The organism is Klebsiella sp. HN106, assembly GCF_051209435.1.
Classification (GTDB): Bacteria; Pseudomonadota; Gammaproteobacteria; order Enterobacterales; family Enterobacteriaceae; genus Klebsiella; species Klebsiella oxytoca.
On record NZ_JBLURD010000002.1, the window covers coordinates 377,426 to 401,184 of the forward strand.

Consider the following 23,759-nt stretch of genomic DNA (forward strand, 5'->3'; position numbering starts at 1 on the left):
CCATAATGGCTCGATAAAATAGCGAGCCATACTTTAATAAGAATCCGGCACGGCTCACCTGAATAAGCGAGAGCCGCTGTGGCGTAATAACGCGATTACCAGTGGAAATCTTTGGCGTTGTTTTTATCGATAAGCTTCACATCAACAGGAATCTCTTTAGGAATATTCGCCCCCCAGTGTTTTGCCAGGGCAATACCTAAGCCAATACGCAGCTGATCGCGCGGGAACTGTGCTGCGGTAGCAATAAACGGCGTATTACCTTTGGCAATTTCAGCCACCGCTTCCGGAGAACCATCGACGCTGACCAGCTTGACATCGCGTCCAGATGACTGAATAGCCGCCAGGGCACCGAGTGAGCCAACATCATTGACGCTGAAAATACCGTTGAGCGTCGGGTTGGATTGCAGCATATTTTCCGTCACGCTCATGGAGGTATCGCGCTCTTGTTTACCATTCAGTTTGGTAAGCACTTTAATATTGGGATGCTTTTTCATCGCATCTTCAAAGCCGCGCACGCGCTCCAGAATAGGCACCACCGGAATTCCGTCGAGAATCGCCACGTTGCCTTTATCTCCCAGCGCTTTGGCTAAATGCTCTCCGGCAATAAAGCCCGCATCATAGTTTTTTGAACCCACAAAAGAATCAATCGGACCGTTAGCCTGAGCATCTATCGCCACCACCACCACGCCGGCTTTTTTGGCGGCCAGGACGGCGGTTTCCGCGCCAACGCTATCTGCCGGGTTAATCAGCAAAATATCAATTTTCTTTTGCAGCATATCCTCAACATCGCTAATCTGCTTGGAGACATCATGCGCCGCATCCGCAGTATAGACGGTCGCGTTAATATCTTTTGCCGACTGTTCAAGCGACTCTTTCATGGTCACGAAATATTCGTTGTTTAATTCCTGGAAGGACATGCCGATAGTCAAAGGCTTAGCATTAACGCAGGCGACCATGCTCATAGCCAGAAGTCCTGAGAGTAATGCTTTGGTATTAAATTTTACAGGCATTCAATATCTCCTTATTGAGTTGTGCGCTGCGGAATATAAATTATTCAGCAGCGTTTTCATGGTACTAATGTTGCCTGATTTACTGAGCAATAAATTCACCACTGGTAATTAGCAGAGGCTACCGACATTTATCTCAGCAATCCCCATGATTGAAGAAATCCAGTATTGATTTAGCAGCCATTTATGAAAGTGCAGAACAATAAATATAAATGACGCGAGTGAATGATGATAAATTTATGGCTTGATAACGACCTTGATGGAATCCAGCGATTTGGCCATCTCAAAAGCGGCTTTCCACTCATCGATAGAATAGAAATGCGTTACCACGCCTTTGGCGGTCAAGAGGCCACGCTCAAAAAGATCGATAGCGATTTCATAGCTGTAGGGGCCGAGATGCGCACCGCGAATATCGAGCTCTTTGCGGTCGCCGATGATCGACCAGTCGGCGGTGGTTTCTTTCCCAAACACGCTAAATTCAACGAAGCGCCCCAGTTTGCGTATCATCTCCAGTCCCTGAGTCACGCCAACAGGCGCGCCGGTCGCTTCGATATAAACGTCGCAGCCGTATCCGTCCGTCATGGATTTAACAATGGCGACGGCGTCCTCTTTCGCCGCGTTGATGACCACGTCGGCGCCAAACGCTTTAGCCAGCGCCAGGCGATCTTCCATGGTATCGATGACCACCAGTTTCTTCGGCGTCTTAAGATGAGCGACCTGCACCATGCACAGCCCCAGCGGCCCGGCGCCGGCGATAACGACCACATCATCCAGTTCGATATCCCCGCGGCGTACCGTATGGATTGCACAGGCCATAGGTTCGATCAGCGCCGCATCTTCTTCACTTAATGATTCAGGAATTTTATGAATAATCGCGCGTTCGGAGAAACGCATATATTCAGCCATACCGCCATCGGCGACATCTTTCTGGAAGCCGTAAATATCATGGGTTTCACACATCCAGTATTTTCCGGTTTTACAGAAACGGCACTCATGGCAGGGAACAATCTGTTCAGCGAGAATGCGATCGCCAATTTTTAATTTATATTTTTCAGCGGAACCCGGGCCTAATTCAGCAACCCGACCGTAAAACTCATGGCCGGGCACTACCGGCGTTTTTACCCACGGATTATCACCCCAGAACATCGGCGCACCGTCCTGGGCCTTGCAATCACCGGCGCATATTCCACAGCCGTCAACCTTAATGACCACTTCCTTTTCTTTGGCGATCGGGCGGCGAATTTTCTCAAAGCGATAATCCTGGGGACCGTGGCAGACAACCGCTTTCATATCTTCAGGTAATTGTTCCATCGTAAACCTCTTTTTCGGATAAATAATGAAGAGGGACAGTATTGCTAATGCAATACTCCTCCAACTGGTACAGAGCGATTAAATGATGATGCAATTAGATTATTATTCAGAGCCTTATTTGGTCTCTACAATATGTACCTGATGCTGGCGATAGATATCGCCGGGTAACTCATTAGTGATCAAGATATCAATATCCGCCAGATCGCATATTTTATAAAGCGAATAGCGTTCAAATTTACTGCTATCGACCATCAGAATTTTTTGATCGGCAACTTTCAGCATCTCTTGCTTTAGCCGGACGTTGACTTCATTACTGTCTTTAATTTCCAGACCGGAGTCCAGGCCCTGACAGGAAAAAAACAGCTTATTGACCTTAAAATTGTTGATAATGAACTCAGCAACCGGACCGTGAAAGTCACCGTGACGCTCAGAATATTCACCACCAACGCTGACAATTCTTATTTTTTTGCGACAGGCTAAGGTTTGAATAATATTCAAAGAATTAGTAATAACGGTCAATTCAATGTCAGGTAGCTGACGGGCTAAAAACCAGCAGGAGCTGCTATTATCCATAATGATGCACTCATGCTCATGAATAAATTGCAGCGCACCTTTGGCGATGCGCATCTTACGTTCTGGCTGTTCTTTCGTGCGTTTAATAAAGGCTTCGGCTTTATCGACAAAGTTTCCGTTATTTGCCGGCATATCGGCAGCTAAAAACGATGCCGTATTTTCGGAAATCATTGCGCCGCCAAAGCTGCGCACTATTTTCTTATTCCTGGCCAGCGCAGTTAAATCACGTCGAATAGTTTCCGGAGATACACCAAATAATCGCGACAGCTCATTAACTCTGGCACATCCCTTTTCTACGACATATTCCACAATTAATGAGTGACGTTTAACTTGTAACATATAAGTTCTCAAGAAAGCATCCAGGATTTAATGACATAAATATAACAAAATCATCCATATCAGTAAGTGACATAAATCATACAAAATCAAAACAAGCTTTTAGCTTTTTTTAATTTGAAGTAGATCATATATATATATGGGAAATTTCATTTTAATCACGAGAAATTTGTGACTAAAATCGCAGAATTAGCCGTGATTGTTCACCTGCTCCGGTAGTTAATTCGGCAAAACGGGCAAACCCGGTCAACGACCTGATACCCGTTTATGCCCGATTCGGTCACCGTGTTACCGGATACCCCTGCCCCGTGAAGATAACGCGAAAAGTTAAATCTTTCGCCATCGCCATAACGTCATCAATTTTGCCGCCTCAGAGACCAGCAGCAGAGCGATAAAGAAAGCCGCGCCTTTAACTCCCAGGACCTGCGCGCCCCATAGCACCAGCGAAAGTGAGGGCAGCATAAAGGCCAGCCGCAGGGGCGTTTGCGCACAGGCCAACCGCAGGGCATAGCGGCTCTGCCGCCAGAGGAGAACCATCGACACGGGAATAGTGACAATCAGCAGCACATTCAGCGGGAACAGCCAGGCGGCCGCGGGGCCAAGGGTGGGTACAAGCTGGAGATAAGAGAGGATGTCGTCGTAGAAAGGCAGGCGCTGATGGTAAAGATTCCAGCCGAGAAACTGGATGAGATAAAAGAGATCCATCCCGCCCCAGAACCGGAAGACGTGTTTACGTTTTAGTTTCATCGCCGCCTTGCGAAAAAAATCAGGCCCTGAAACGGGCCTGATTATCATGTGGGAGATTAGGCGTTTTTCAGCACTTCGCTGACAATCTCCACCGCTTCTTTTTCAATCTGCTGACGGTGTTCAGCGCCGAGGAAGCTTTCACAGTAGATTTTGTAGGCATCTTCGGTACCTGACGGACGCGCGGCGAACCAGCCGTTGTCGGTCATCACTTTCAGACCGCCAATCGCCGCCCCGTTGCCCGGAGCCGCAGTCAGACGCGCGGTAATCGGATCGCCTGCCAGGGTGCTGGCGCTCACCATTTCCGGAGAGAGCTTAGACAGCGCCGCTTTCTGGGCTGAAGTCGCGGAAGCCTGCAGACGATTGTAGCTTGGCGCGCCGAAGCGCTCTGCCAGCTCGTCGTAGTGCTGCTGCGGGTTTTTCCCGGTCACCGCGGTGATTTCCGCCGCCAGCAGGCACATGATGATGCCGTCTTTGTCAGTGGACCACGGCGTCCCGTCAAAGCGCAGGAACGACGCCCCCGCGCTCTCTTCGCCGCCGAAGCCGAAGCTACCGTCGAACAGGCCATCAACGAACCACTTAAAGCCAACCGGTACTTCCACCAGCTTGCGGCCCAGATCGTTGACTACGCGGTCAATCATCGCCGAGGAGACCAGGGTTTTACCCACCGCAACATCTTTGCCCCACTGCGGGCGATGCTGGAACAGGTAGTTAATCGCCACCGCCAGGTAGTGGTTCGGGTTCATTAACCCGGCCGGCGTGACGATACCGTGGCGGTCGTAATCCGGGTCGTTGGCGAAAGCCAGGTCAAACTTGTCGCGCAGCGCCAGCAGGCCCGCCATCGCGCACTCGGAGGAGCAGTCCATACGGATTGCGCCGTCTTTATCGAGGTGCATAAAGCGGAAAGTCTGATCCACGTGGTCATTCACGATAGTCAGGTTTAGGTTGTAATGCTCGGCGATACGCTTCCAGTATTCGATACCGGAGCCGCCCAGCGGATCGACGCCCAGCGTCAGTCCGGCTTTCTGGATCGCCGCCATGTCGACGATATCCGCTAATCCCTCAACAAACGGCTGCACCAGATCCTGCTCTTTGACGTGACCGGAGGCCAGCGCCGCATCAAGCGTCATACGCTTCACGCCCTGCAGACCCGCCGCCAGCAGTTCGTTGGCGCGGTTTTCGACCACTTTGGTGACGTTGGTATCAGCCGGGCCGCCGTTCGGCGGGTTGTATTTGATACCGCCGTCTTCCGGTGGGTTGTGGGACGGCGTAATAACAATACCGTCAGCCAGCGGGCCGCCCTTTTTGTTGTGCACCAGAATCGCATTGGAAATCGCCGGCGTCGGGGTGAAACCGTTGTTTTCCTGCACGATAACGTCAACCCCGTTCGCCGCCAGCACTTCCAGTACGGAAATAAAGGCAGGTTCGGAGAGCGCGTGGGTGTCCTTCCCGACGTAGCATGGGCCGGTGATCCCGTTCTTCGCGCGGTCTTCAGCAATTGCCTGGGCAATCGCCAGAATATGCTGCTCGTTGAAGTTATGGCGCGCCGCGCTGCCGCGATGGCCGGAGGTGCCAAACTTCACCGCATGTTCCGCATTGCCTACTTCCGGCTTCAGCACATAGTACTGGGCAGTCAGTTGGGCGACGTTAATCAAATCACTCTGTTGCGCAGGTTGACCTGCGCGCTTATCGATTGCCATTGCCTGATCCTTCTGGTGCAAAAGTTAAATGACTAGATCGTACCGCAAACCTTTTCGATCAATTCCGCAGGGAACTGCATGGACTGCATGATGTGTTCGATCATGCTGCATTTGCGACCGGTATTGGTATTTGTGATAACCCACCACGGCGTACCGGGGACCTGCTTAGGCTTAGTCTGATTACCGTTTTTCTGCAGCGTGCGCTCATCTTCAGCGAAATAGACGCGGGTGCGCCCGTGCAGAGACTCGGTGGCCTCGGCAAACGCTTTGCTGTCTAAGGTGTAGAGGGTAGTCAGAACCAGCATGAATCGGTTTACCGCGCGCTTTTGTTCGGCATACTCATCAGATAACAGCAGCTCACGCATCGCGCGAACTTTATCCTTCAGAGGATTAGCGGGCTTCACGTCAACGACAGGCGTTGGCGCCGGTGCCGGAGCGGCTTTCGCTACCGGTGCGGCAGGCTGGGAAACGGCGGAAAACTTCAACATGCGCCGTAAAATGTCGGATGCACTCTCGCCAATATGCTTGGTGTGGCTGGCAATATAGCTATAGAGTTCATCATCAACTTCAATTGTTTTCATCTTAATCCAGTGCGATATCTTTTTCTGAATACAAGTTGTCGGGATTATAGGGACAAATCCCAACCGCGGATAGCGTCAAACCAGGATGACGGCAAAACTCAGAAATCTTCCGGGTCTTGCAGCCGGATGGCAGAATGTTCAACATAATACCCTAACCCGACGGAGCGAAAAAAAGAACTTTGCCATGAAATTAAATAGCCGAGCGCAATCTGCACAGAATCAGCACAATAATCCCCCTATCGTCCTGGTCCACGGCCTTTTTGGCAGCCTGGACAACCTTGGGATCCTCGCCCGCGATCTGGTTGTCGATCACGATACGGTGCAGGTCGACATGCGAAACCACGGTCTCTCCCCGCGCGCGCCGGAGATGACCTACGCCGCGATGGCTGAGGATCTGCTTGATACTCTCAATGAATCGCAGATTGAGAAAGCCACCTTTATTGGTCACTCTATGGGCGGCAAAGCGGTGATGACGCTGAGCGCGCTGGCGCCAGAGCGCATCGCAGGCCTGGTAGCTATTGATATCGCCCCGGTGGATTATCACGTCCGCCGCCATGATGAAATTTTTGCTGCCATCAACGCCGTTACCGATGCGGGCGCCGCTACGCGTCAGCAGGCAACGACGGTCATGCGTCAACACCTTAATGAAGAGGGCGTGGTTCAGTTTCTGCTGAAATCCTTTGTGGATGGCCAGTGGCGTTTTAACGTACCGGTGCTGTGGGAGCAGTACGACAACATCGTCGGCTGGCAAACCGTCCCGGCATGGCCGCATCCGGCGCAGTTTATCCCCGGCGGCAACTCCCCTTACGTGACCGATGCCTGTCGTGACGCGCTGCTGGCGCAGTTTCCCGAAGCTCGGGCGCACGTTATCGCCGGCGCCGGACACTGGGTGCATGCTGAAAAACCGGAGGCTGTGATCCGCGCCATTCGCCGTTATTTGACCTCTATCGCCGCGTAACTGCCTAAAATATACTCGACCGCGCGGCTTAATGTCCGCGGCCGTTGGCGCAGCCCGCCGCCTGATGTATTATGGCGCGCTGTCTGCGTCGGCTATGCCCGATAGCTTGTTTCCCCCGAAGTCACTCTGAATCATGGCAAAAGAACAAACGGACCGTACGACATTAGATTTGTTCGCAACTGAGCGTCGGCCGGGAAGACCGAAAACGAATCCGCTTTCGCGCGATGAACAGCTGCGCATCAACAAACGCAATCAGCTTAAACGCGACAAGAGCCGCGGCCTGAAGCGCGTGGAGCTTAAGCTCAATGCCGATGCGGTCGATGCGCTCAATGAGCTGGCCGAAGCCCGTAACATGAACCGCAGCGATCTGATCGAAGAGATGCTGATGACCCAGCTGGCAGCCCTGCGCGGCCAGGATAAAGCCTAAAACCCTCAAAAAATAAGCTTTCATGTAGCAGAGTGTGCAGTTGGGCGTGATTGCTGTTTCCGCGCCCTTCTCAGTTCTGCTATCATTGCCCCTATCTGCGGGCATTACGCCACTACCACATCATTAAGTTTCAAGAGGTTATTTTACTCATGGCAATCATCGGCATCTTTTTTGGCAGCGACACCGGCAACACCGAAAATATTGCAAAAATGATTCAAAAGCAGCTTGGTAAAGATGTTGCTGATGTTCACGACATTGCCAAAAGCAGCAAAGAGGATCTGGAAGCTCACGATATCCTGCTGCTCGGCATCCCAACCTGGTACTACGGTGAAGCCCAGTGCGATTGGGACGATTTCTTCCCGACGCTGGAAGAGATCGATTTTAATGGCAAACTGGTAGCCCTCTTTGGCTGCGGCGACCAGGAAGACTATGCTGAATACTTCTGCGATGCGCTGGGCACCATTCGCGATATCATCGAACCGCGCGGCGCAACTATCGTTGGCCATTGGCCGACCGCTGGCTACCATTTTGAAGCCTCTAAAGGCCTGGCCGATGACGATCATTTTGTCGGTCTGGCTATCGACGAAGACCGTCAGCCTGAACTGACTAACGAACGCGTCGAAAAATGGGTAAAACAGATTTCCGAGGAGCTGCACCTCGAAGAAATCAAGAATGCCTGAGTCTAAACGGCGTAATCACCATATTTCGCCGAATTGATAGATAAAAGCAATCAAAGTTATAGCTACAAGTTTTTAACTTTTAATCACATATCTGTACAATGTCCTCTGATTTAACGGGGTCGCGTGAAGCACTTTGTAGCGAGTGCCTCGTTTTTGACAGCATACAAGGCCCGATGCTTGCAGTTTTCATTTCACCATGGCAGTTCTATAATGAGACGCATTACATCGGGTGATTCTCTGTATTACTTCCGCTGATGGAAGTAGATCGTTTAGCAACAGGACAGATTCCGCATGACTGACAACAATACCGCATTAAAGAAAGCTGGCCTGAAAGTGACGCTTCCGAGATTAAAAATCCTGGAAGTGCTGCAAGGACCGGATAACCATCATGTCAGTGCGGAAGACTTATACAAACGCCTGATTGATATGGGTGAAGAGATTGGCCTGGCCACCGTCTACCGCGTACTGAACCAGTTTGACGACGCCGGTATCGTCACCCGTCATAATTTCGAAGGCGGTAAATCCGTTTTTGAACTGACGCAGCAGCACCATCACGATCATCTGATTTGCCTGGACTGCGGCAAAGTGATCGAGTTTAGCGATGATTCCATCGAAGCGCGCCAGCGTGAGATTGCCGCCAGACACGGTATTCGCCTCACCAACCACAGTCTGTACCTGTACGGCCACTGTGCAGAAGGCGACTGCCGCGAAGATGAACATGCCCACGACGCGGTAGAGAAATAATCACCGCATCGTTTATCAGCCAAAGCCAGCCTGCGGGTTGGCTTTTTTTTGCCCGCCATCTGCCGCCTCTTCCTCTCGCGCCTGAATACGTTTACTGTCGGTGCATCCTGCTTTATACGGAGTGCTTATGGAGCTTCGCCAGCTACGCTATTTTGTGCGCATTATTGAAACCGGCAGTATGGGCCGCGCCGCGCTTGACCTGAATATCGGCGTCTCCGCGCTTAGCCAACAAATGGCGCGCCTGGAAAATGAACTCGCCATTCGCCTGCTACAACGGACGTCTCGCGGTGTAATGCCCACCAGCGCTGGCCTCGCCTTCTATTCACAGGCGCAGCTGGCGCTGCGTCACGCTGATGATGCGGTTCTTGCTGCGCGCGAGGCGCGGCTATCTGGCCACGTCAGCGTCGGCATGGCCCCCAGCACCGCCTCTGTGCTCGGCGTACCCTTTATCAACGCGATGCGCGAAAGCTATGCCGACGTCCGCCTGCATCTGGTAGAAAGTCTCTCCGGCAACCTTGAACGCATGATCAACACCCGTCAGCTCGATTTAGCGATCGTGTTCCAGAAGGAGAAGCTTGTGCGCTGGAGCGCCAGGCCGATTCTTGAAGAGCGTCTGTTTCTGATTGGCACCCATAAGGTACTGGCTCCCCTTCCCGACGATAGCATCTCGCCGGACCAGCTCTCCGCTGTCCCGCTGATTATGCCAAGCCTGGGGCATGGGCTGCGCGGCAGGCTGGAGGCGATGTGCCAGGAGCATGCGCTTAATGTCGATGTGGTCGCTGAAATCGACGGTCTGGCCCTGCTGATGCGCGCCGTGCGCGACGGCCTCGGCGCCACTTTGCAGCCGGGAGCAGCGATTTCTCATCTCGACGGCGAGCCCCTGAGAGTGATCGGCATCAACAATCCGATACTCAGTCGGCCTAATTTTCTCGTCAGTCTTTCCGATGATGAACTGACCCCATCGGGTCTCGCCGCGCGAGTCATACTGGCAAAAGTCATGCGTCAGCTGGTCGAATCTGGCCGCTGGCCTGGCGCCAGCCTTTACGCACACTAAACCCCTCTTTAGCAATACGCCATAGCGTCCTGCCGCCCTGAGCGCATACATTTCCATTACAAATTTAACAATAAAGCAAACCGTAATGGAGCCAAAAATGGTGGATGTACTGGTGATTGGCGGCGGCAACGCTGCGCTATGCGCCGCCTTGACCGCCCGGGAATCCGGCGCGTCCGTGCTGCTGCTGGAGGCCGCGCCGAAAGAATGGCGCGGCGGAAACTCTCAGCACACGCGGAACCTTCGCTGTATGCACGATGCTCCGCAGGATGTGCTGGTCGACAGCTATCCGGAAGAAGAGTACTGGCAGGATCTGCTGCGCGTCACCGAGGGTAATACCAACGAAGCGCTGGCGCGGCTGGTGATCCGTACCTCATCACAGTGCCGGGACTGGATGCGCCAGCACGGAGTTAACTTTCAGCCGCCGCTCTCCGGCGCACTGCACGTCGCCCGCACCAACGCCTTTTTCATGGGCGGCGGCAAGGCTCTTATAAATGCTTATTACCGCAGCGCGGAGCAGATGGGTGTACAGATCCGCTACAACACCCCGGTCCAGGCGCTCGAATTATATAACGGCGAATTCGTCGCCGCGCTGGCGGGTGAAGAAAGGATTGCCGCAAAAACCTGCGTCCTCGCCGCCGGCGGCTTTGAGTCTAACCGCGAGTGGCTGCGCGAAGCGTGGGGACAGAACGATCGCGGCGAATGGCCAGCCGATAACTTTCTCATCCGCGGAACCCGCTTTAACCAGGGCGTGCTGCTGAAATATATGATCGACGCCGGGGCTGACGTTATCGGCGATCCCTCGCAGTCACACTGCGTCGCCATAGACGCCCGGGCACCGCTCTATGATGGCGGGATCTGCACCCGCGTGGACTGCGTATCGCTGGGCGTGGTCGTAAACCGCGACGCCGAGCGCTTTTATGATGAAGGGGAAGATTTCTGGCCCAAACGTTATGCCATCTGGGGGCGGCTGGTCGCCCACCAGCCGGGACAAATCGGCTATTCAATTATCGACAGCAAAGCGATCGGTCACTTTATGCCGCCGGTTTTTCCCGGCGCCCAGGCCAATACTATCGAAGAACTGGCTCGCCAACTGGGGCTGGACGCGGCGCGTCTGGCGCAAACCATCGCGCACTATAACGCCGCCTGCGTGCCGGGCCAGTTCGATCATACCTGCCTTGATAACTGCGCAACATCAGGCCTGACCCCACCGAAAACCCACTGGGCGCGGCCCATCGATTCGCCGCCTTACTACGGTTACGCCTTGCGCCCGGGGATCACTTTCACCTACCTCGGACTGTACGTCAATGAACGCGCCGCCGTCCATTTTGCGGGCAAACCCAGCCGTAACCTGTTCGTTGCTGGCGAAATGATGGCCGGCAACGTGTTGGGCAAAGGCTATACCGCCGGCGTAGGCATGTCGATTGGTACGACGTTCGGCCGCATTGCCGGCCAGCAGGCCGCCCGTGCGGCACAGCAGGAGATACATCATGAAGTCGCTTGAAAAGTTGATTATCGACGCGCAGATCATCACCGAGCCGGAAGCGGAAGTTGAACGGGTGATGCAGGTCTGTAACGCCTGCCGCTATTGCGAAGGGTTTTGCGCCGTGTTTCCGGCCATGACTCAGCGCCTGGCTTTTGGTAAAGCGGATATTAACTACCTGGCCAACCTGTGCCACAACTGCGGCGCCTGCCTGCATGCCTGCCAGTATGCGCCGCCGCACGAGTTTGCCATTAATGTCCCGAAAGCGATGGCGGAAGTCCGCCTGGAAACCTATCAGCACTATGCCCAACCCGCGGCTTTCAGCAGCCTTTACCGTCGGGCCGGCGTGACCACGGTGCTGGCGCTGGTCGCCGGTTTGATCCTCTTTTTGCTATTGGCGATGGGGCTCAATGGCTCGCTGCTTCATCCACCGCTGGCCGGCGATTTTTACCGGATATTTCCCCATAACCTGCTGGCCTGGATGTTTGGCTCGGTCTTCATTCTGGCCATAGGGTTACTGATGAGCGGGGTGATCCGCTTCTGGCGCGAGATTTCACCGGGTCAGCCTCAGGCTATCGACATCGCTACAGCCTCGCATAATGCGCTCACGCTGAAGTATCTCGACGGCGGGCACGGTAAAGGCTGCAACGAGGCTGATGACGCGTTTACCCTGATGCGCCGCCGTTTCCATCACTTTACCTTCTACGGTTTTCTGCTCTGTTTCGCCGCCACCGTGGTGGCTACGGGTTATCACTATATCGCCGGCTGGGAAGCCCCCTACCCGTTCTTCAGCGTACCGGTTGTACTGGGCACGCTCGGCGGTATCGGCCTGCTGGTCGGCCCGGCGGGTTTGCTATGGCTAAACCTGCGCCGCTCGCCGCTGCACGGCGATGCGCGGCAAAAACCGATGGATCGCGGCTTTATTTTGCTGCTGTTTTTAACCAGCCTGACCGGACTGGCCCTGCTGGCAGGGCGCGATACCTCGTGGATGGGCGTCCTGCTCGCCATTCATCTCGGCGTTGTGATGGCGCTGTTTTTAACCCTGCCATACGGAAAATTTGCCCACGGATTTTATCGGTGTGCGGCGTTACTCAAGTGGGCAATTGAGAAACGGCGCGGAAAACAGGCGGCAGTCGCAGGCGACTAGTCCGCTCCTCTTACCTCTATAAAAACAAGATAAAGACAATGGAGAGCAACCCCTATGACGCAATCATCATCGCGCGCCGGTACCTTCGGCGCTATTCTCCGCGTGACCAGCGGTAATTTTCTCGAGCAATTCGACTTTTTTCTGTTCGGTTTTTACGCCACCTACATCGCCAGAACGTTCTTTCCGGCGGAAAGTGAGTTTGCGGCGTTAATGCTCACCTTCGCCGTGTTTGGTTCGGGCTTCCTGATGCGCCCTATCGGGGCGATAGTGCTGGGGGCCTATATCGACAGAATCGGGCGGCGTAAAGGGCTGATGGTGACGCTGGCGATTATGGGCTGCGGGACACTGCTGATAGCACTGGTCCCCGGCTATCACGCCATCGGCGTTCTCGCCCCCATTCTGGTATTAGTCGGCCGTCTGCTGCAGGGATTCTCGGCGGGCGTAGAGCTCGGCGGCGTGTCGGTCTACCTGTCGGAAATCGCCACCCCGGGGAAAAAGGGGTTCTATACCAGCTGGCAATCCGCCAGCCAGCAGGTGGCTATCGTGGTCGCGGCGCTGATTGGCTACGCGCTAAACGAAACGCTTGGCCATGATGAGATCGCCGAATGGGGCTGGCGTATCCCCTTCTTTATTGGTTGTCTGATCATTCCGCTGATTTTTGTACTGCGGCGTTCGCTACAGGAAACCGAAGCTTTCCTGCAGCGTAAACATCGTCCTGATACCCGAGAAATCCTGAGCACGATTGTAAAAAACTGGCGCATCATCTCGGCGGGCACCTTACTGGTGGCGATGACCACGACCACTTTTTACTTTATTACCGTTTATACCCCAACCTACGGGAGAGCCGTGCTGCATCTGAGCGCTCGCGATAGCCTGCTGGTCACCATGCTGGTCGGCATCTCTAACTTTATCTGGTTACCGATTGGCGGGGCAATTTCTGACAGAATAGGCCGTCGTCCGGTGCTGATGGGCATCACCCTGCTGGCGCTGTTTACCACCTGGCCGGTGATGCACTGGCTCACCGCCGCGCCGGATTTTACCCGTATGACGCTGGTCCTGCTCTGGTTCTCGTTTTTCTTCGGTATGTATAACGGCGCGATGGTCGCGGCGCTGACCGAAGTGATGCCGGTCTACGTCCGCACCGTGGGCTTTTCGTTAGCCTTTAGCCTCGCCACCGCTATCTTTGGCGGCCTGACGCCGGCTATTTCCACCGCGCTGGTCGAGATCACCGGGGATAAAAGCTCGCCGGGCTGGTGGCTGATGTGCGCTGCGCTATGCGGACTTGCCGCAACTGCCATGCTCTTTACTCGCCTGAGCCGCAGCTATCAGCCAGCAGAAATACCCCGCTAAAATAGCCGCGGGCGGAGTTTACGCTCCGCCCGCTTTGCCCGTCTCCGCCTGGATTAACGAGGCGTATTGTTGCTGCGGATCTCTTTCCAGAGCTGGTCGCAGCGCGCCTGCACGGCCTGATCGTTACCGGTTTTGCGCGCCTGGATACACTGTTGATAGTCCAGCACCCGCACGCTTTCCTGGGTGGCGAACTGCTGGTGCTGTTTCTCTTGCTTAAGCACGTTCAGTACGCTCTGACAGGCTTCAAGCTTATCCGGGTTCCCCTCCGCGCTAGTAATGCAGGCGCTGTAGGCGTCTCTCAACTTTGAGTCTTCTTTCGGCGCTGGCGACTGCGTACAGGCAACCAGGCCTGTTGCCATAATAGCGACAAGCAGTAACTTCTTCATAAATAACCTCGGGATATTGCGGCAGGCTCACGCCCGCCGCTCAGGCATCAGAAAATGGTGAACGGTGCGATAACCATGAACTTCACGTCGCGCTCATCCTGGAAGATGTTGCCGTAACCGCCGCTCCAGCTCGGGATATCAGAGTGGTTGTCGTATTGCGTAAAGTGGAGTTTGAACAGCGTGCCCTTCGCGCGCCCTTCCTGAACGGTATACATGGCGTCCAGGCTATAGGCGGACTCTTCCAGGCGTTTATCTGGGTTGTAGTAGGCATCAGGCGAGGACATTCTGCCCGGCTTCGCATCCCAGGCATAGACATAGGATGCGCCAAAGGCCCAGCCCGGCATGTTCCAGTTCTTCATGTCATACATCGCGCCGAAGAACACCGCTTTTTCACCGTTGGCGTTGAAGTCCGAGCGGTTATCCCACCAGATATCCAGCCGACCGTTAGAAGAGGCGTAGGTTGGCGTCATACGCTGCAGGAAGTAGCCCTGCTGGCCGTCAGCTTTAACCCAGGTTCCTTCCAGACGCAGGTCCAGCACGTCGGCCACCTTATAGCCAAAGGTCAATGCCTGCAGCCACGCGGTGCCGTCATAAATATCGTTAGCCCCGCCGTTGCTGACTTTATCGCGGGTGCCGTAGAACTGATAGCTGGTGGTTAACGGCGTGCCTGCAACATCAAATTTATAGCTGGCTTTGGCAAAATACTGGTCGATGTAACCCTGGGCCTGACCAAATGCCGCTTCCAGCACCAGGTCGTTTTTAAAATCATATTTGGCGCCGAGAGAGTGAAGGTAATCCACCTTGGTTTTCTTATCGTTCTGGTAAAACTCATCCATCTCAATATGCCACGGCGCTTTATACTCGTTCGTCCACATATAGGAGAAACTCAGCGCGCCCGCGTCGCCATAGTCAAAATTAGCGCCGGCTTCCGCGCCCTGATAGGTGCCGGGCATAAAGCTCCAGTGCGGAGCCAGCAGCGTTTGGCCGGTTGGCTGAATATAGCCCGCGCGCGCCCACGCCGGACCAAATTTAAATTTTGCGGCAGCTTTATACAGGCTGATCCCGCTCTTATCGCCGGAATAGTCTTCGTCGTAGGTTTTATTGCGCGAGGAGAAAGCGATTTCGTTCGGGTGACCGCTCTCGCTGCTTTCGCCCATTTCGATGGCGGTAAAGGCAGCAACGTCAATGCCGAACATATCGGCGGCGTAGCCGGACTGGAAGTCGAGGTTGGCGTTCCAGGTAGAGTGCGACAGGTTAGTTTTATATTTGTCGCCGTCGGTGACATCTTTACGGTCGCGTTCACGTTGCCAGTAATAGATGCCGCCGGTTAACGTTGAATCATCAATGAACCCTTCTGCTTTTGCATCCGGCACCATTGCAAATCCTGACAGGGCTGTGACACCGGCAATAGCCAGCGCCAGCGTACTACGTTTGCCACTAAACGTACGCATATGCATATCCTCTTTGACGTTTTAAAAGTGCGGTTACCAGGGGCAACACGCAAAAAATAAAATAAAAATACTTTAAAAGTGGTGCGGTAAAAATTCGCATAACCACTGGCTATAGACTATTTTTCGTGACGCGAATTATCAATCTCTTTCGCCGACCAAAGATGAAGATTATGACAAAGCGCACATAATTTATGTCTTTTTGTTTCAGTCTTAGAAGTCACACATTTAGCGGGGGAAGTGCTTGCAAAAACTGACAAAATTAAGAGAAATGAAAGCGATTACATATTTCCAGGGGATAAAGGGAAAGGGGTAAAAATCGCGTTTATTACAATCTGTAAACAAGATTAATTCGCATCGCGAAAATATGAGATTTTAATTCTCTGATTCTGAATAAAAAAAACGCCGCTGTAAGCGGCGTTGTCATTCGCGGCGGAGAATTACGCGCCGACTTTTGCCCATGTATCGCGCAGACCGACGGTGCGGTTAAACACCAGATTGGTTGCGGTTGCATAGCGGCTATCCAGGCAGAAATACCCTTCGCGCTCGAACTGATACGCTTTTTCCGGCTGCGCCTGCGCCAGGCTTGGCTCGGCAAAACCCTGTTTGATAACCAGCGATTCCGGGTTCATCACCGAGAGGAAATCCTCCGCCGCGCCCGGGTTCGGTACGCTGAACAGGCGATCGTACAGACGGATTTCGACCGGCAGCGCGTGCGCCGCGCTCACCCAGTGAATCACGCCCTTCACCTTGCGGCCGTCGGCCGGATCTTTGCTCAGGGTGTCGGCATCATAGGTACAGAAAATCGTGGTGATATTGCCTTCCGCATCTTTCTCCACGCGCTCCGCTTTGATGACGTAAGCATTGCGCAGGCGAACTTCTTTGCCCAGCACCAGACGCTTGTACTGCTTGTTCGCTTCCTCGCGGAAATCGGCGCGATCGATCCAGATTTCGCCGCTGAACGGCACCTCGCGGCTGCCCATCTCCGGTTTATTGGGATGATTCGGCATAGTGACGATTTCGCTGCCGCCCTGCGGATAGTTTTCGATCACCAGCTTAACCGGGTCGATAACGGCCATGGCACGCGGAGCATTTTCGTTCAAATCTTCGCGGATGCAGGATTCCAGGGCAGCGATTTCGATAGTGTTGTCCTGCTTGGTCACGCCGATGCGTTTGCAGAACTCGCGGATAGACTCTGCGGTATAGCCGCGACGGCGCAGGCCGGAAATGGTCGGCATACGCGGGTCATCCCAGCCTTCGACGTGTTTTTCCGTCACCAGCTGATTCAACTTACGCTTGGACATCACGGTGTATTCAAGGTTGAGGCGCGAGAATTCATACTGACGCGGATGCACGGGAATGCTGATGTTATCCAGCACCCAATCGTACAGGCGGCGGTTATCCTGAAACTCGAGAGTACACAGAGAGTGGGTAATTCCTTCCAGCGCATCGCTGATGCAGTGGGTAAAGTCGTACATCGGGTAGATGCACCACTTGCTTCCGGTCTGATGGTGATCGGCAAACTTAATACGGTACAGTACCGGATCGCGCATCACGATAAACGGCGAAGCCATATCGATTTTCGCGCGCAGGCAGGCTTTACCCTCGGCAAATCCACCGCTACGCATTTTTTCAAACAGCGCCAGGTTCTCTTCCACGCTGCGATCGCGATACGGGCTATTTTTACCCGGCTCTTTCAGGGTGCCGCGGTACTCACGGATCTCATCCGCTGACAGTTCATCAACGTAGGCCAGGCCTTTATTGATTAATTCAACCGCATACTGGTGCAGCTGATCGAAATAATCAGACGAGTAGCAAACATCCCCGGACCAGTGGAAACCTAACCACTGCACGTCGTTTTTAATCGACTCAACGTATTCGATATCTTCTTTCACCGGGTTGGTGTCATCGAAACGCAGGTTGCATTGGCCCTGGTAATCCTGAGCGATACCAAAGTTCAGGCAAATAGATTTTGCGTGGCCAATGTGCAGATAGCCGTTCGGTTCCGGTGGAAAACGGGTATGAACGGTGGTGTGCTTACCAGTAGCCAGATCTTCATCAATGATCTGACGAATAAAGTTAGTCGGGCGGGCTTCTGCCTCACTCATCGTGGGTTCCTCAAAGCGTAAACAACGTATAACGGCACATGATCTTACAAGCAGGGCGTAGAGACAACTATTAGTTACGCAAAATACGTATCAGAAGGAGATTATGGGGTTGTTTGCGGTAAAAAAAAGCGGCGCAGGTTTCGCTGCGCCGCCGAGGCATAAACGCCACTCAGGAGTCTTATTTGCCTTTAATTTCGTACAACGGCGTCTGGCCCGCTACAACCTTGCCGGTTGCCTGGATAACCAGCGCGCTGTAGTCGTCGCTGTTGCTGCATACGACCGGGCTAATCATCGAACGTGCGTTAGCGTTCAGGAACTCAAGATCCAGTTCCAGAATCGGCTGACCCGCTTTCACTTCCGCGCCCTCTTCCACCAGGCGTTTAAAGCCCTGGCCGTTAAGCGCAACGGTATCGATACCCATATGGACGACGATTTCCGCGCCGTTTTCCGTCTCCAGACAGAAAGCATGGTTAGTGTTGAAAATCTTCACTACGGTGCCCGCTGCCGGCGCAACAACAATCTTATCGGTCGGTTTCACCGCCACGCCGTCGCCGACGGCTTTGCTGGCGAAGGCTTCATCCGGCACCTGCTCCAGGGCCACAATGTCGCCAGTAATCGGCGAAACCAGCGCTTCGACGGTTTTCGCGTTAGCGACGGCCTGCGGTTTAGCGGCCGGAGCGGCTGCGGGCGCGCTGTTTGAAGTCGCTGCTGCTGCGGCAACCGGGCCGCGGGCAACCACTTTCTTCATTTCATCACCGACGGATTCGGCTTTCGCACCGACGATAACCTGGATGGTCTGCTTGTTCAGTTTAACCACACCGGAAGCACCGAGGCGCTTACAGGCCGCATCGTTTACCAGCGCGGAGTCCGCAACGGTCAGGCGCAGGCGGGTAATGCAGGCATCGATCGCTTTCAGGTTATCGGTACCGCCAACCGCCGCAATGTAGTTGGTCGCCAACTGGGTTAAGCCCTCTTCGGTATTGCTGTTGGCTTCTTCAGTGACCACATCATCCACTTTATCTTCACGACCCGGCGTTTTCAGATTGAACATGCGGATTACCGCGCTGAACAGCAGGAAGTAGATAACGAAGAAGACAACACCCATCACAATCAGCATCCAGACGTTCTTGCTGGCTGCCGGCAGGCTGTACATCAGAACATAGTCGATAGCGCCTGCAGAGAAAGAGAAGCCCGCATGGATACCCAGCGCCGTCGCAACGAACAGGCTGATGCCGGTCAGGATAGCGTGCAGGAGATACAGCAGCGGCGCCAGGAACATGAACAGGAATTCCAGCGGCTCAGTCACACCGGTCAGGAATGCGGTGATGGCAACCGACAGCAGCATACCGCCGACCATAGGACGACGCTCTTTAGGCGCCGCGAAGTACATCGCCAGCGCCGCGCCCGGCAGACCGAACATCATGATCGGGAAGAAGCCGGACATAAACATCCCCGCGGTGCCGTCACCGGCATAGAAGCGGTTGATATCACCGTGGAATACCGCGCCAGCAGCGTTAGTGAACTCACCAATCTGGAACCAGGCGATGGTGTTCAGCACCTGGTGCAGACCCGTCGGGATCAGCAGACGGTTGATGAAACCAAAGATACCGGAGCCGAGCGCGCCCGCGCCGACAATCCATTCACCACCAGCATGGATGGCGTTTTGCACCGGCGGCCAGACGTAGCCGAAGATGGCTGCCAGTACCAGACAGAAGAAGCCGGTTGCGATCGGCACAAAGCGTTTGCCGCCGAAGAAGCTCAGGAAGTCAGGCAGTTTGATGCCCGACCAGCGGTTATACACGGCGCCGCCGACCAGACCGGTAATGATACCTGCCAGGACGCCCATGTTGATGGCCGGGTTGATGGTGACCATCGCTTTAGTCAATACGAAGTAACCTACCGCCCCCGCCAGCGCTGCGGCACCGGCGCTGTCTTTCGACCAGCTGGATGCAACACCGATAGCGAAAATCAGCGCCAGGTTATCAAAGATTGCCCCGCCCGCCTGCGCGATAAACGAAATGTTAAGCAGATCGGGTTGCCCGAATCGCAGCAGCAGCGCCGCGACCGGCAGCACTGCGATAGGGAGCTGTAACGCCCTACCGAGTCGCTGGAAAAAACCTAAAATATTCATCTTATTCCCCCTATGAGACCCCGTTGAGGCTCATTAAAGCCACTTTATTATTGTGTAACCTGGTTAAATTTTTAACTTACCTGCAAAGTGTCTGAAAAATTAATTCGTCTCGCAAATTAAATGGCTATTTTTTGTGACAATAGTCACCAAATATCGTATTCACCTCCGCCTTTGACTGGCTAACAACGAAAACTTATTTTATCATTCAAAAAATCAACACGGATTGACCCCGGTCGGCGCAGTAACTGCAATACTCTTACTAGTATGCTGGCGCCAATCCGCCAGGTTCTAATTTAACTATTGAGGTGAACAATGAGACTGATCCCCCTGGTAACTGCTGAACAAGTCGGTAAATGGGCTGCCCGGCATATCGTTAACCGCATCAACGCGTTCAAACCGACTGCAGACCGTCCGTTTGTCCTCGGTCTGCCTACCGGCGGTACGCCTCTGACCGCTTACAAAGCGCTGGTTGAGATGCACAAAGCAGGCCAGGTTAGCTTTAAGCATGTTGTGACCTTCAACATGGATGAGTACGTTGGTCTGCCGAAAGATCACCCGGAAAGCTATCATAGCTTTATGCACCGCAACTTCTTTGATCACGTTGATATCCCGGCGGAAAATATTAATCTGCTGAATGGTAACGCGCCGGATATTGATGCAGAATGCCGTCGTTATGAAGAAAAAATTCGTTCTTACGGTAAAATCCACCTGTTTATGGGCGGCGTGGGTAACGATGGCCACATCGCTTTTAACGAACCAGCCTCTTCTCTGGCTTCACGCACGCGTATTAAAACCCTGACCCACGATACTCGCGTAGCGAACTCCCGCTTCTTCGACGGCGACGTTGATCAGGTGCCGAAGTACGCGCTGACCGTTGGCGTGGGCACCCTGCTGGATGCGGAAGAAGTGATGATTCTGGTACTGGGCCATCAGAAAGCGCTGGCGCTGCAGGCGGCGGTTGAAGGCAACGTTAACCATATGTGGACTATTACCTGTCTGCAGCTGCATCCGAAAGCCGTTGTGGTCTGCGATGAGCCGTCCACCATGGAACTAAAAGTTAAGACCCTGAAATATTTCAACGAATTAGAAGCTGAAAACATCAAAGGTCTGTAATGTAGTCTCGTCCCGCGGCTGCCCCCGCGGGACAATCATTTTTGATAACCGGGGGTCGTAATGTATGCATTAACCCAAGGCCGGATTTATACCGGTCATGAAATTCTGGATGACCATGCGATTGTTATCGCCAATGGCCTTATCGAACGTATCTGTCCTCAAACAGAGCTGCCAACCGGTATCGAACAGCGCTCGGTTGATGGTGCAATCCTTGCCCCCGGTTTTATCGACGTCCAGCTTAACGGCTGCGGCGGCGTGCAGTTTAACGACACGGCGGACGCGGTGACCGTTGAAACGCTGGAAATTATGCAGAAAGCCAATGAACGCTCCGGCTGCACCAGCTATTTGCCCACCCTGATTACCGCCAGCGATGATCTGATGAAACAGGGCGTGCGCGTGATGCGTGAATACCTGCAAAAACATCCTCACCAGGCCCTGGGTCTGCATCTTGAAGGCCCGTGGCTGAATATTGTTAAAAAAGGCACCCACAATCCGGACTACGTACGTAAGCCGGATGCCGCGCTGGTCGATTTCCTGTGTCAAAACGCGGATGTCATCACCAAAATCACCCTGGCGCCGGAACGCGTGGAACCAGAAGTTATCCGTAAACTGGTCGCGGCAGGCATCATCGTTTCCGCCGGTCACTCCAACGCGACGCTCAAAGAGGCAAAAGTCGGCTTCCGCTCCGGCATCACTTTCGCTACCCATCTGTTTAACGCCATGCCGTATATCACCGGCCGCGAACCGGGTCTCGCCGGCGCGATTTTCGACGAGCCGGATGTCTACTGCGGTATTATCGTCGATGGTATGCACGTCGATTACGCTAACGTTCGCCTCGCTAAACGCCTGAAAGGCGATAAGCTGTGTCTCGTTACTGATGCAACGGCTCCGGCAGGCGCCAATATTGAGCAGTTCATTTTTGCTGGTAAAACAATATACTACCGGAACGGCCTGTGCGTAGATGAGAACGGTACCCTCAGCGGGTCTTCATTGACCATGATTGAAGGGGTGCGTAACCTCGTTGAGCATTGCGGCATCGCGCTGGACGAAGCGTTACGTATGGCAACGCTCTACCCTTCCCGTGCGATTGGCGTAGACAAACAGTTGGGCTGCATTGCCCCGGGGATGGTCGCTAACCTGACCGCATTTACCCGCGACTATAAAATCACCAAGACCATCGTTAATGGTAACGAGGTCGTCACTGAGTAAGTAAAGTATGACAGCAGGCGGACAGGCTCAAATTGGTAACGTCGATCTCGTAAAACAGCTGAACAGCGCGGCCGTTTATCGGCTCATCGATCAGCACGGCCCCATCTCGCGTATCCAGATTGCGGAACAAAGCCAGCTTGCCCCTGCCAGCGTAACGAAAATTACGCGTCAGCTTATTGAACGCGGGCTGATCAAAGAAGTCGATCAGCAGGCCTCCACCGGGGGCCGCCGCGCTATCTCCATCGTTGCGGAAACCCGCAGCTTCCACGCCATCGGCGTACGCCTGGGCCGCTATGACGCCACCCTGACGCTCTATGATTTGAGCAGCAAAACGCTTGAAGAAGAGCACTACCCGCTGCCGGAAAGAACCCAGGAAACCCTGGAACACGCGCTGCTAAATATCATTGCCGCCTTTATGGAGCGCTGCCAGCGTAAAATCCGCGAACTGATCGCCATCTCGGTGATCCTGCCGGGACTGGTCGATCCGGAAAGCGGCGTCATTCGCTACATGCCGCACATCCAGGTTGAAAACTGGGGTCTGGTCGAAGCGCTGGAAAAAAAGTTTAAGGTCACCTGTTTTGTCGGTCACGATATCCGTAGCCTCGCGCTGGCGGAGCACTACTTCGGTGCGAGCCACGACTGCGAAGACTCCATTCTGGTGCGCGTACACCGCGGAACCGGCGCGGGGATCATCTCCAACGGGCGGATTTTTATTGGCCGTAACGGTAACGTCGGCGAAATCGGCCATATTCAGGTCGACCCCTTAGGCGAGCGCTGCCACTGCGGTAACTTCGGTTGTCTGGAGACCGTCGCCGCCAACGCGGCAATTGAACATCGCGTTCGTCATCTGCTGGAACAGGGTTATCAGAGCAAAATCTCCCTCGATGACTGTACGATCAAAACGATCTGTAAAGCCGCGAATAAAGGCGATGCGCTGGCCTGCGAGGTGATCGAGCACGTTGGCCGTCATCTGGGTAAAACTATCGCCATCGCCATTAACCTGTTTAATCCGCAAAAAGTGGTGATTGCCGGTGAGATCGTCGAAGCGGAAAAAGTGCTGTTGCCGGCTATTGAAGGCTGCATTAACACCCAGGCGCTGAAGGCATTTCGTAAAAATCTGCCGGTGGTCCGTTCTACGCTCGATCATCGTTCTGCCATCGGTGCTTTTGCTCTGGTCAAGCGCGCGATGCTTAACGGGATCCTGCTCCAGCGTTTGCTGGAAAGCTAAAGCCGCTTTATAGTTTCGCCTTTCTTTAACGATGTCGGACAGTC

At 53.9% G+C, this 23,759-nt stretch carries 21 protein-coding genes; 11 read left to right on the forward strand and 10 right to left on the reverse strand.

What is annotated here, in order from left to right; genetic code table 11:
- Positions 1 to 95: 95 nt before the first annotated feature.
- The 6 genes from ACSIPU_RS08440 to seqA form a co-directional block, all read right to left on the reverse strand.
- Entirely contained in the window at positions 96 to 1,010 is a 915-nt protein-coding gene (locus tag ACSIPU_RS08440) for an ABC transporter substrate-binding protein (protein WP_004100249.1), read from the reverse strand.
- Positions 1,011 to 1,244: 234 nt separating this feature from the next.
- Positions 1,245 to 2,318 (reverse strand): erythritol/L-threitol dehydrogenase, encoded by a 1,074-nt coding sequence (locus ACSIPU_RS08445; RefSeq protein WP_004100247.1) that lies wholly within the window; start codon positions 2,316 to 2,318, stop codon positions 1,245 to 1,247.
- Between the two features lie 114 nt (positions 2,319 to 2,432).
- Positions 2,433 to 3,230, reverse strand: a complete 798-nt coding sequence (locus ACSIPU_RS08450; protein WP_004100245.1) for a DeoR/GlpR family DNA-binding transcription regulator — start codon at positions 3,228 to 3,230, stop codon at positions 2,433 to 2,435.
- Positions 3,231 to 3,554: 324 nt separating this feature from the next.
- A complete protein-coding gene (locus ACSIPU_RS08455; protein ID WP_004100239.1) occupies positions 3,555 to 3,974 on the reverse strand; it encodes a hypothetical protein in 420 nt (139 codons plus the stop codon).
- Positions 3,975 to 4,030: 56 nt separating this feature from the next.
- Complete coding sequence (pgm, locus tag ACSIPU_RS08460; protein WP_024273919.1) at positions 4,031 to 5,671, reverse strand: phosphoglucomutase (alpha-D-glucose-1,6-bisphosphate-dependent); 1,641 nt, start codon at positions 5,669 to 5,671, stop codon at positions 4,031 to 4,033.
- A gap of 32 nt (positions 5,672 to 5,703) precedes the next feature.
- Positions 5,704 to 6,252, reverse strand: coding sequence for a replication initiation negative regulator SeqA (seqA, locus tag ACSIPU_RS08465; protein WP_004111417.1), 549 nt, complete (start codon positions 6,250 to 6,252; stop codon positions 5,704 to 5,706).
- Between the two features lie 184 nt (positions 6,253 to 6,436).
- Between seqA and ybfF the strand changes: the two genes are divergently transcribed.
- The 8 genes from ybfF to ACSIPU_RS08505 all read left to right on the forward strand — a co-directional run bounded on the left by ybfF (position 6,437) and on the right by ACSIPU_RS08505 (position 14,092).
- Positions 6,437 to 7,210 carry an esterase gene (ybfF, locus tag ACSIPU_RS08470; protein WP_196557900.1) on the forward strand — a complete coding sequence of 258 codons (774 nt, stop codon included), beginning with the start codon at positions 6,437 to 6,439 and terminating at the stop codon, positions 7,208 to 7,210.
- Positions 7,211 to 7,343: 133 nt separating this feature from the next.
- Complete coding sequence (ybfE, locus tag ACSIPU_RS08475) at positions 7,344 to 7,637, forward strand: LexA regulated protein (RefSeq protein WP_004100235.1); 294 nt, start codon at positions 7,344 to 7,346, stop codon at positions 7,635 to 7,637.
- Between the two features lie 149 nt (positions 7,638 to 7,786).
- Entirely contained in the window at positions 7,787 to 8,317 is a 531-nt protein-coding gene (gene fldA, locus ACSIPU_RS08480) for a flavodoxin FldA (RefSeq protein WP_004100234.1), read from the forward strand.
- A 291-nt stretch (positions 8,318 to 8,608) separates the two neighbouring features.
- The gene (gene fur, locus ACSIPU_RS08485) at positions 8,609 to 9,061 is read left to right on the forward strand and encodes a ferric iron uptake transcriptional regulator (RefSeq protein WP_004100233.1); all 453 of its coding nucleotides are present in this window, start codon (positions 8,609 to 8,611) and stop codon (positions 9,059 to 9,061) included.
- Positions 9,062 to 9,188: 127 nt separating this feature from the next.
- Entirely contained in the window at positions 9,189 to 10,115 is a 927-nt protein-coding gene (gene tcuR, locus ACSIPU_RS08490; RefSeq protein ID WP_004111412.1) for a tricarballylate utilization LysR family transcriptional regulator TcuR, read from the forward strand.
- A 97-nt stretch (positions 10,116 to 10,212) separates the two neighbouring features.
- Positions 10,213 to 11,616 carry an FAD-dependent tricarballylate dehydrogenase TcuA gene (gene tcuA / locus ACSIPU_RS08495; RefSeq protein WP_004100231.1) on the forward strand — a complete coding sequence of 468 codons (1,404 nt, stop codon included), beginning with the start codon at positions 10,213 to 10,215 and terminating at the stop codon, positions 11,614 to 11,616.
- Positions 11,603 to 12,742 carry a tricarballylate utilization 4Fe-4S protein TcuB gene (tcuB, locus tag ACSIPU_RS08500; RefSeq protein ID WP_023320572.1) on the forward strand — a complete coding sequence of 380 codons (1,140 nt, stop codon included), beginning with the start codon at positions 11,603 to 11,605 and terminating at the stop codon, positions 12,740 to 12,742. Before tcuA ends, tcuB begins: the two co-directional genes overlap by 14 nt.
- A gap of 54 nt (positions 12,743 to 12,796) precedes the next feature.
- The gene (locus ACSIPU_RS08505) at positions 12,797 to 14,092 is read left to right on the forward strand and encodes an MFS transporter (protein WP_016807938.1); all 1,296 of its coding nucleotides are present in this window, start codon (positions 12,797 to 12,799) and stop codon (positions 14,090 to 14,092) included.
- 53 nt (positions 14,093 to 14,145) lie between these two features.
- On the opposite strand, the gene chiQ is transcribed toward ACSIPU_RS08505, so the two are convergent.
- The 4 genes from chiQ to nagE form a co-directional block, all read right to left on the reverse strand.
- Entirely contained in the window at positions 14,146 to 14,478 is a 333-nt protein-coding gene (chiQ, locus tag ACSIPU_RS08510; protein WP_023320571.1) for a ChiQ/YbfN family lipoprotein, read from the reverse strand.
- Between the two features lie 47 nt (positions 14,479 to 14,525).
- Positions 14,526 to 15,929: a chitoporin ChiP gene (gene chiP / locus ACSIPU_RS08515; RefSeq protein ID WP_004100225.1), complete on the reverse strand. Its 1,404-nt coding sequence runs from the start codon at positions 15,927 to 15,929 to the stop codon at positions 14,526 to 14,528.
- 437 nt (positions 15,930 to 16,366) lie between these two features.
- Entirely contained in the window at positions 16,367 to 18,034 is a 1,668-nt protein-coding gene (glnS, locus tag ACSIPU_RS08520; protein WP_016809295.1) for a glutamine--tRNA ligase, read from the reverse strand.
- A gap of 178 nt (positions 18,035 to 18,212) precedes the next feature.
- The gene (gene nagE / locus ACSIPU_RS08525; RefSeq protein ID WP_004100222.1) at positions 18,213 to 20,165 is read right to left on the reverse strand and encodes a PTS N-acetyl glucosamine transporter subunit IIABC; all 1,953 of its coding nucleotides are present in this window, start codon (positions 20,163 to 20,165) and stop codon (positions 18,213 to 18,215) included.
- Between the two features lie 312 nt (positions 20,166 to 20,477).
- Here nagE and nagB point away from each other — a divergent pair, with 312 nt between their 5' ends.
- The 3 genes from nagB to nagC are packed head-to-tail and all read left to right on the forward strand — an operon-like array spanning position 20,478 to position 23,715.
- Positions 20,478 to 21,278, forward strand: coding sequence for a glucosamine-6-phosphate deaminase (gene nagB, locus ACSIPU_RS08530; protein WP_004100220.1), 801 nt, complete (start codon positions 20,478 to 20,480; stop codon positions 21,276 to 21,278).
- Between the two features lie 60 nt (positions 21,279 to 21,338).
- Positions 21,339 to 22,487: an N-acetylglucosamine-6-phosphate deacetylase gene (gene nagA, locus ACSIPU_RS08535; RefSeq protein WP_004100218.1), complete on the forward strand. Its 1,149-nt coding sequence runs from the start codon at positions 21,339 to 21,341 to the stop codon at positions 22,485 to 22,487.
- A gap of 7 nt (positions 22,488 to 22,494) precedes the next feature.
- On the forward strand, positions 22,495 to 23,715 hold the full coding sequence (nagC, locus tag ACSIPU_RS08540; protein WP_004100216.1) for a DNA-binding transcriptional regulator NagC: 1,221 nt from the start codon (positions 22,495 to 22,497) through the stop codon (positions 23,713 to 23,715).
- Positions 23,716 to 23,759 lie beyond the last annotated feature (44 nt).

Coding starts and splice junctions, on each gene's coding strand:
- ACSIPU_RS08440 (WP_004100249.1), bottom strand. CDS start 1,010: ATGCCTGTAAAATTTAATACCAAAGCATTACTCTCAGGACTTCTGGCT.
- ACSIPU_RS08445 (WP_004100247.1), bottom strand. CDS start 2,318: ATGGAACAATTACCTGAAGATATGAAAGCGGTTGTCTGCCACGGTCCC.
- ACSIPU_RS08450 (WP_004100245.1), bottom strand. CDS start 3,230: ATGTTACAAGTTAAACGTCACTCATTAATTGTGGAATATGTCGTAGAA.
- ACSIPU_RS08455 (WP_004100239.1), bottom strand. CDS start 3,974: ATGAAACTAAAACGTAAACACGTCTTCCGGTTCTGGGGCGGGATGGAT.
- pgm (WP_024273919.1), bottom strand. CDS start 5,671: ATGGCAATCGATAAGCGCGCAGGTCAACCTGCGCAACAGAGTGATTTG.
- seqA (WP_004111417.1), bottom strand. CDS start 6,252: ATGAAAACAATTGAAGTTGATGATGAACTCTATAGCTATATTGCCAGC.
- ybfF (WP_196557900.1), top strand. CDS start 6,437: ATGAAATTAAATAGCCGAGCGCAATCTGCACAGAATCAGCACAATAAT.
- ybfE (WP_004100235.1), top strand. CDS start 7,344: ATGGCAAAAGAACAAACGGACCGTACGACATTAGATTTGTTCGCAACT.
- fldA (WP_004100234.1), top strand. CDS start 7,787: ATGGCAATCATCGGCATCTTTTTTGGCAGCGACACCGGCAACACCGAA.
- fur (WP_004100233.1), top strand. CDS start 8,609: ATGACTGACAACAATACCGCATTAAAGAAAGCTGGCCTGAAAGTGACG.
- tcuR (WP_004111412.1), top strand. CDS start 9,189: ATGGAGCTTCGCCAGCTACGCTATTTTGTGCGCATTATTGAAACCGGC.
- tcuA (WP_004100231.1), top strand. CDS start 10,213: ATGGTGGATGTACTGGTGATTGGCGGCGGCAACGCTGCGCTATGCGCC.
- tcuB (WP_023320572.1), top strand. CDS start 11,603: ATGAAGTCGCTTGAAAAGTTGATTATCGACGCGCAGATCATCACCGAG.
- ACSIPU_RS08505 (WP_016807938.1), top strand. CDS start 12,797: ATGACGCAATCATCATCGCGCGCCGGTACCTTCGGCGCTATTCTCCGC.
- chiQ (WP_023320571.1), bottom strand. CDS start 14,478: ATGAAGAAGTTACTGCTTGTCGCTATTATGGCAACAGGCCTGGTTGCC.
- chiP (WP_004100225.1), bottom strand. CDS start 15,929: ATGCGTACGTTTAGTGGCAAACGTAGTACGCTGGCGCTGGCTATTGCC.
- glnS (WP_016809295.1), bottom strand. CDS start 18,034: ATGAGTGAGGCAGAAGCCCGCCCGACTAACTTTATTCGTCAGATCATT.
- nagE (WP_004100222.1), bottom strand. CDS start 20,165: ATGAATATTTTAGGTTTTTTCCAGCGACTCGGTAGGGCGTTACAGCTC.
- nagB (WP_004100220.1), top strand. CDS start 20,478: ATGAGACTGATCCCCCTGGTAACTGCTGAACAAGTCGGTAAATGGGCT.
- nagA (WP_004100218.1), top strand. CDS start 21,339: ATGTATGCATTAACCCAAGGCCGGATTTATACCGGTCATGAAATTCTG.
- nagC (WP_004100216.1), top strand. CDS start 22,495: ATGACAGCAGGCGGACAGGCTCAAATTGGTAACGTCGATCTCGTAAAA.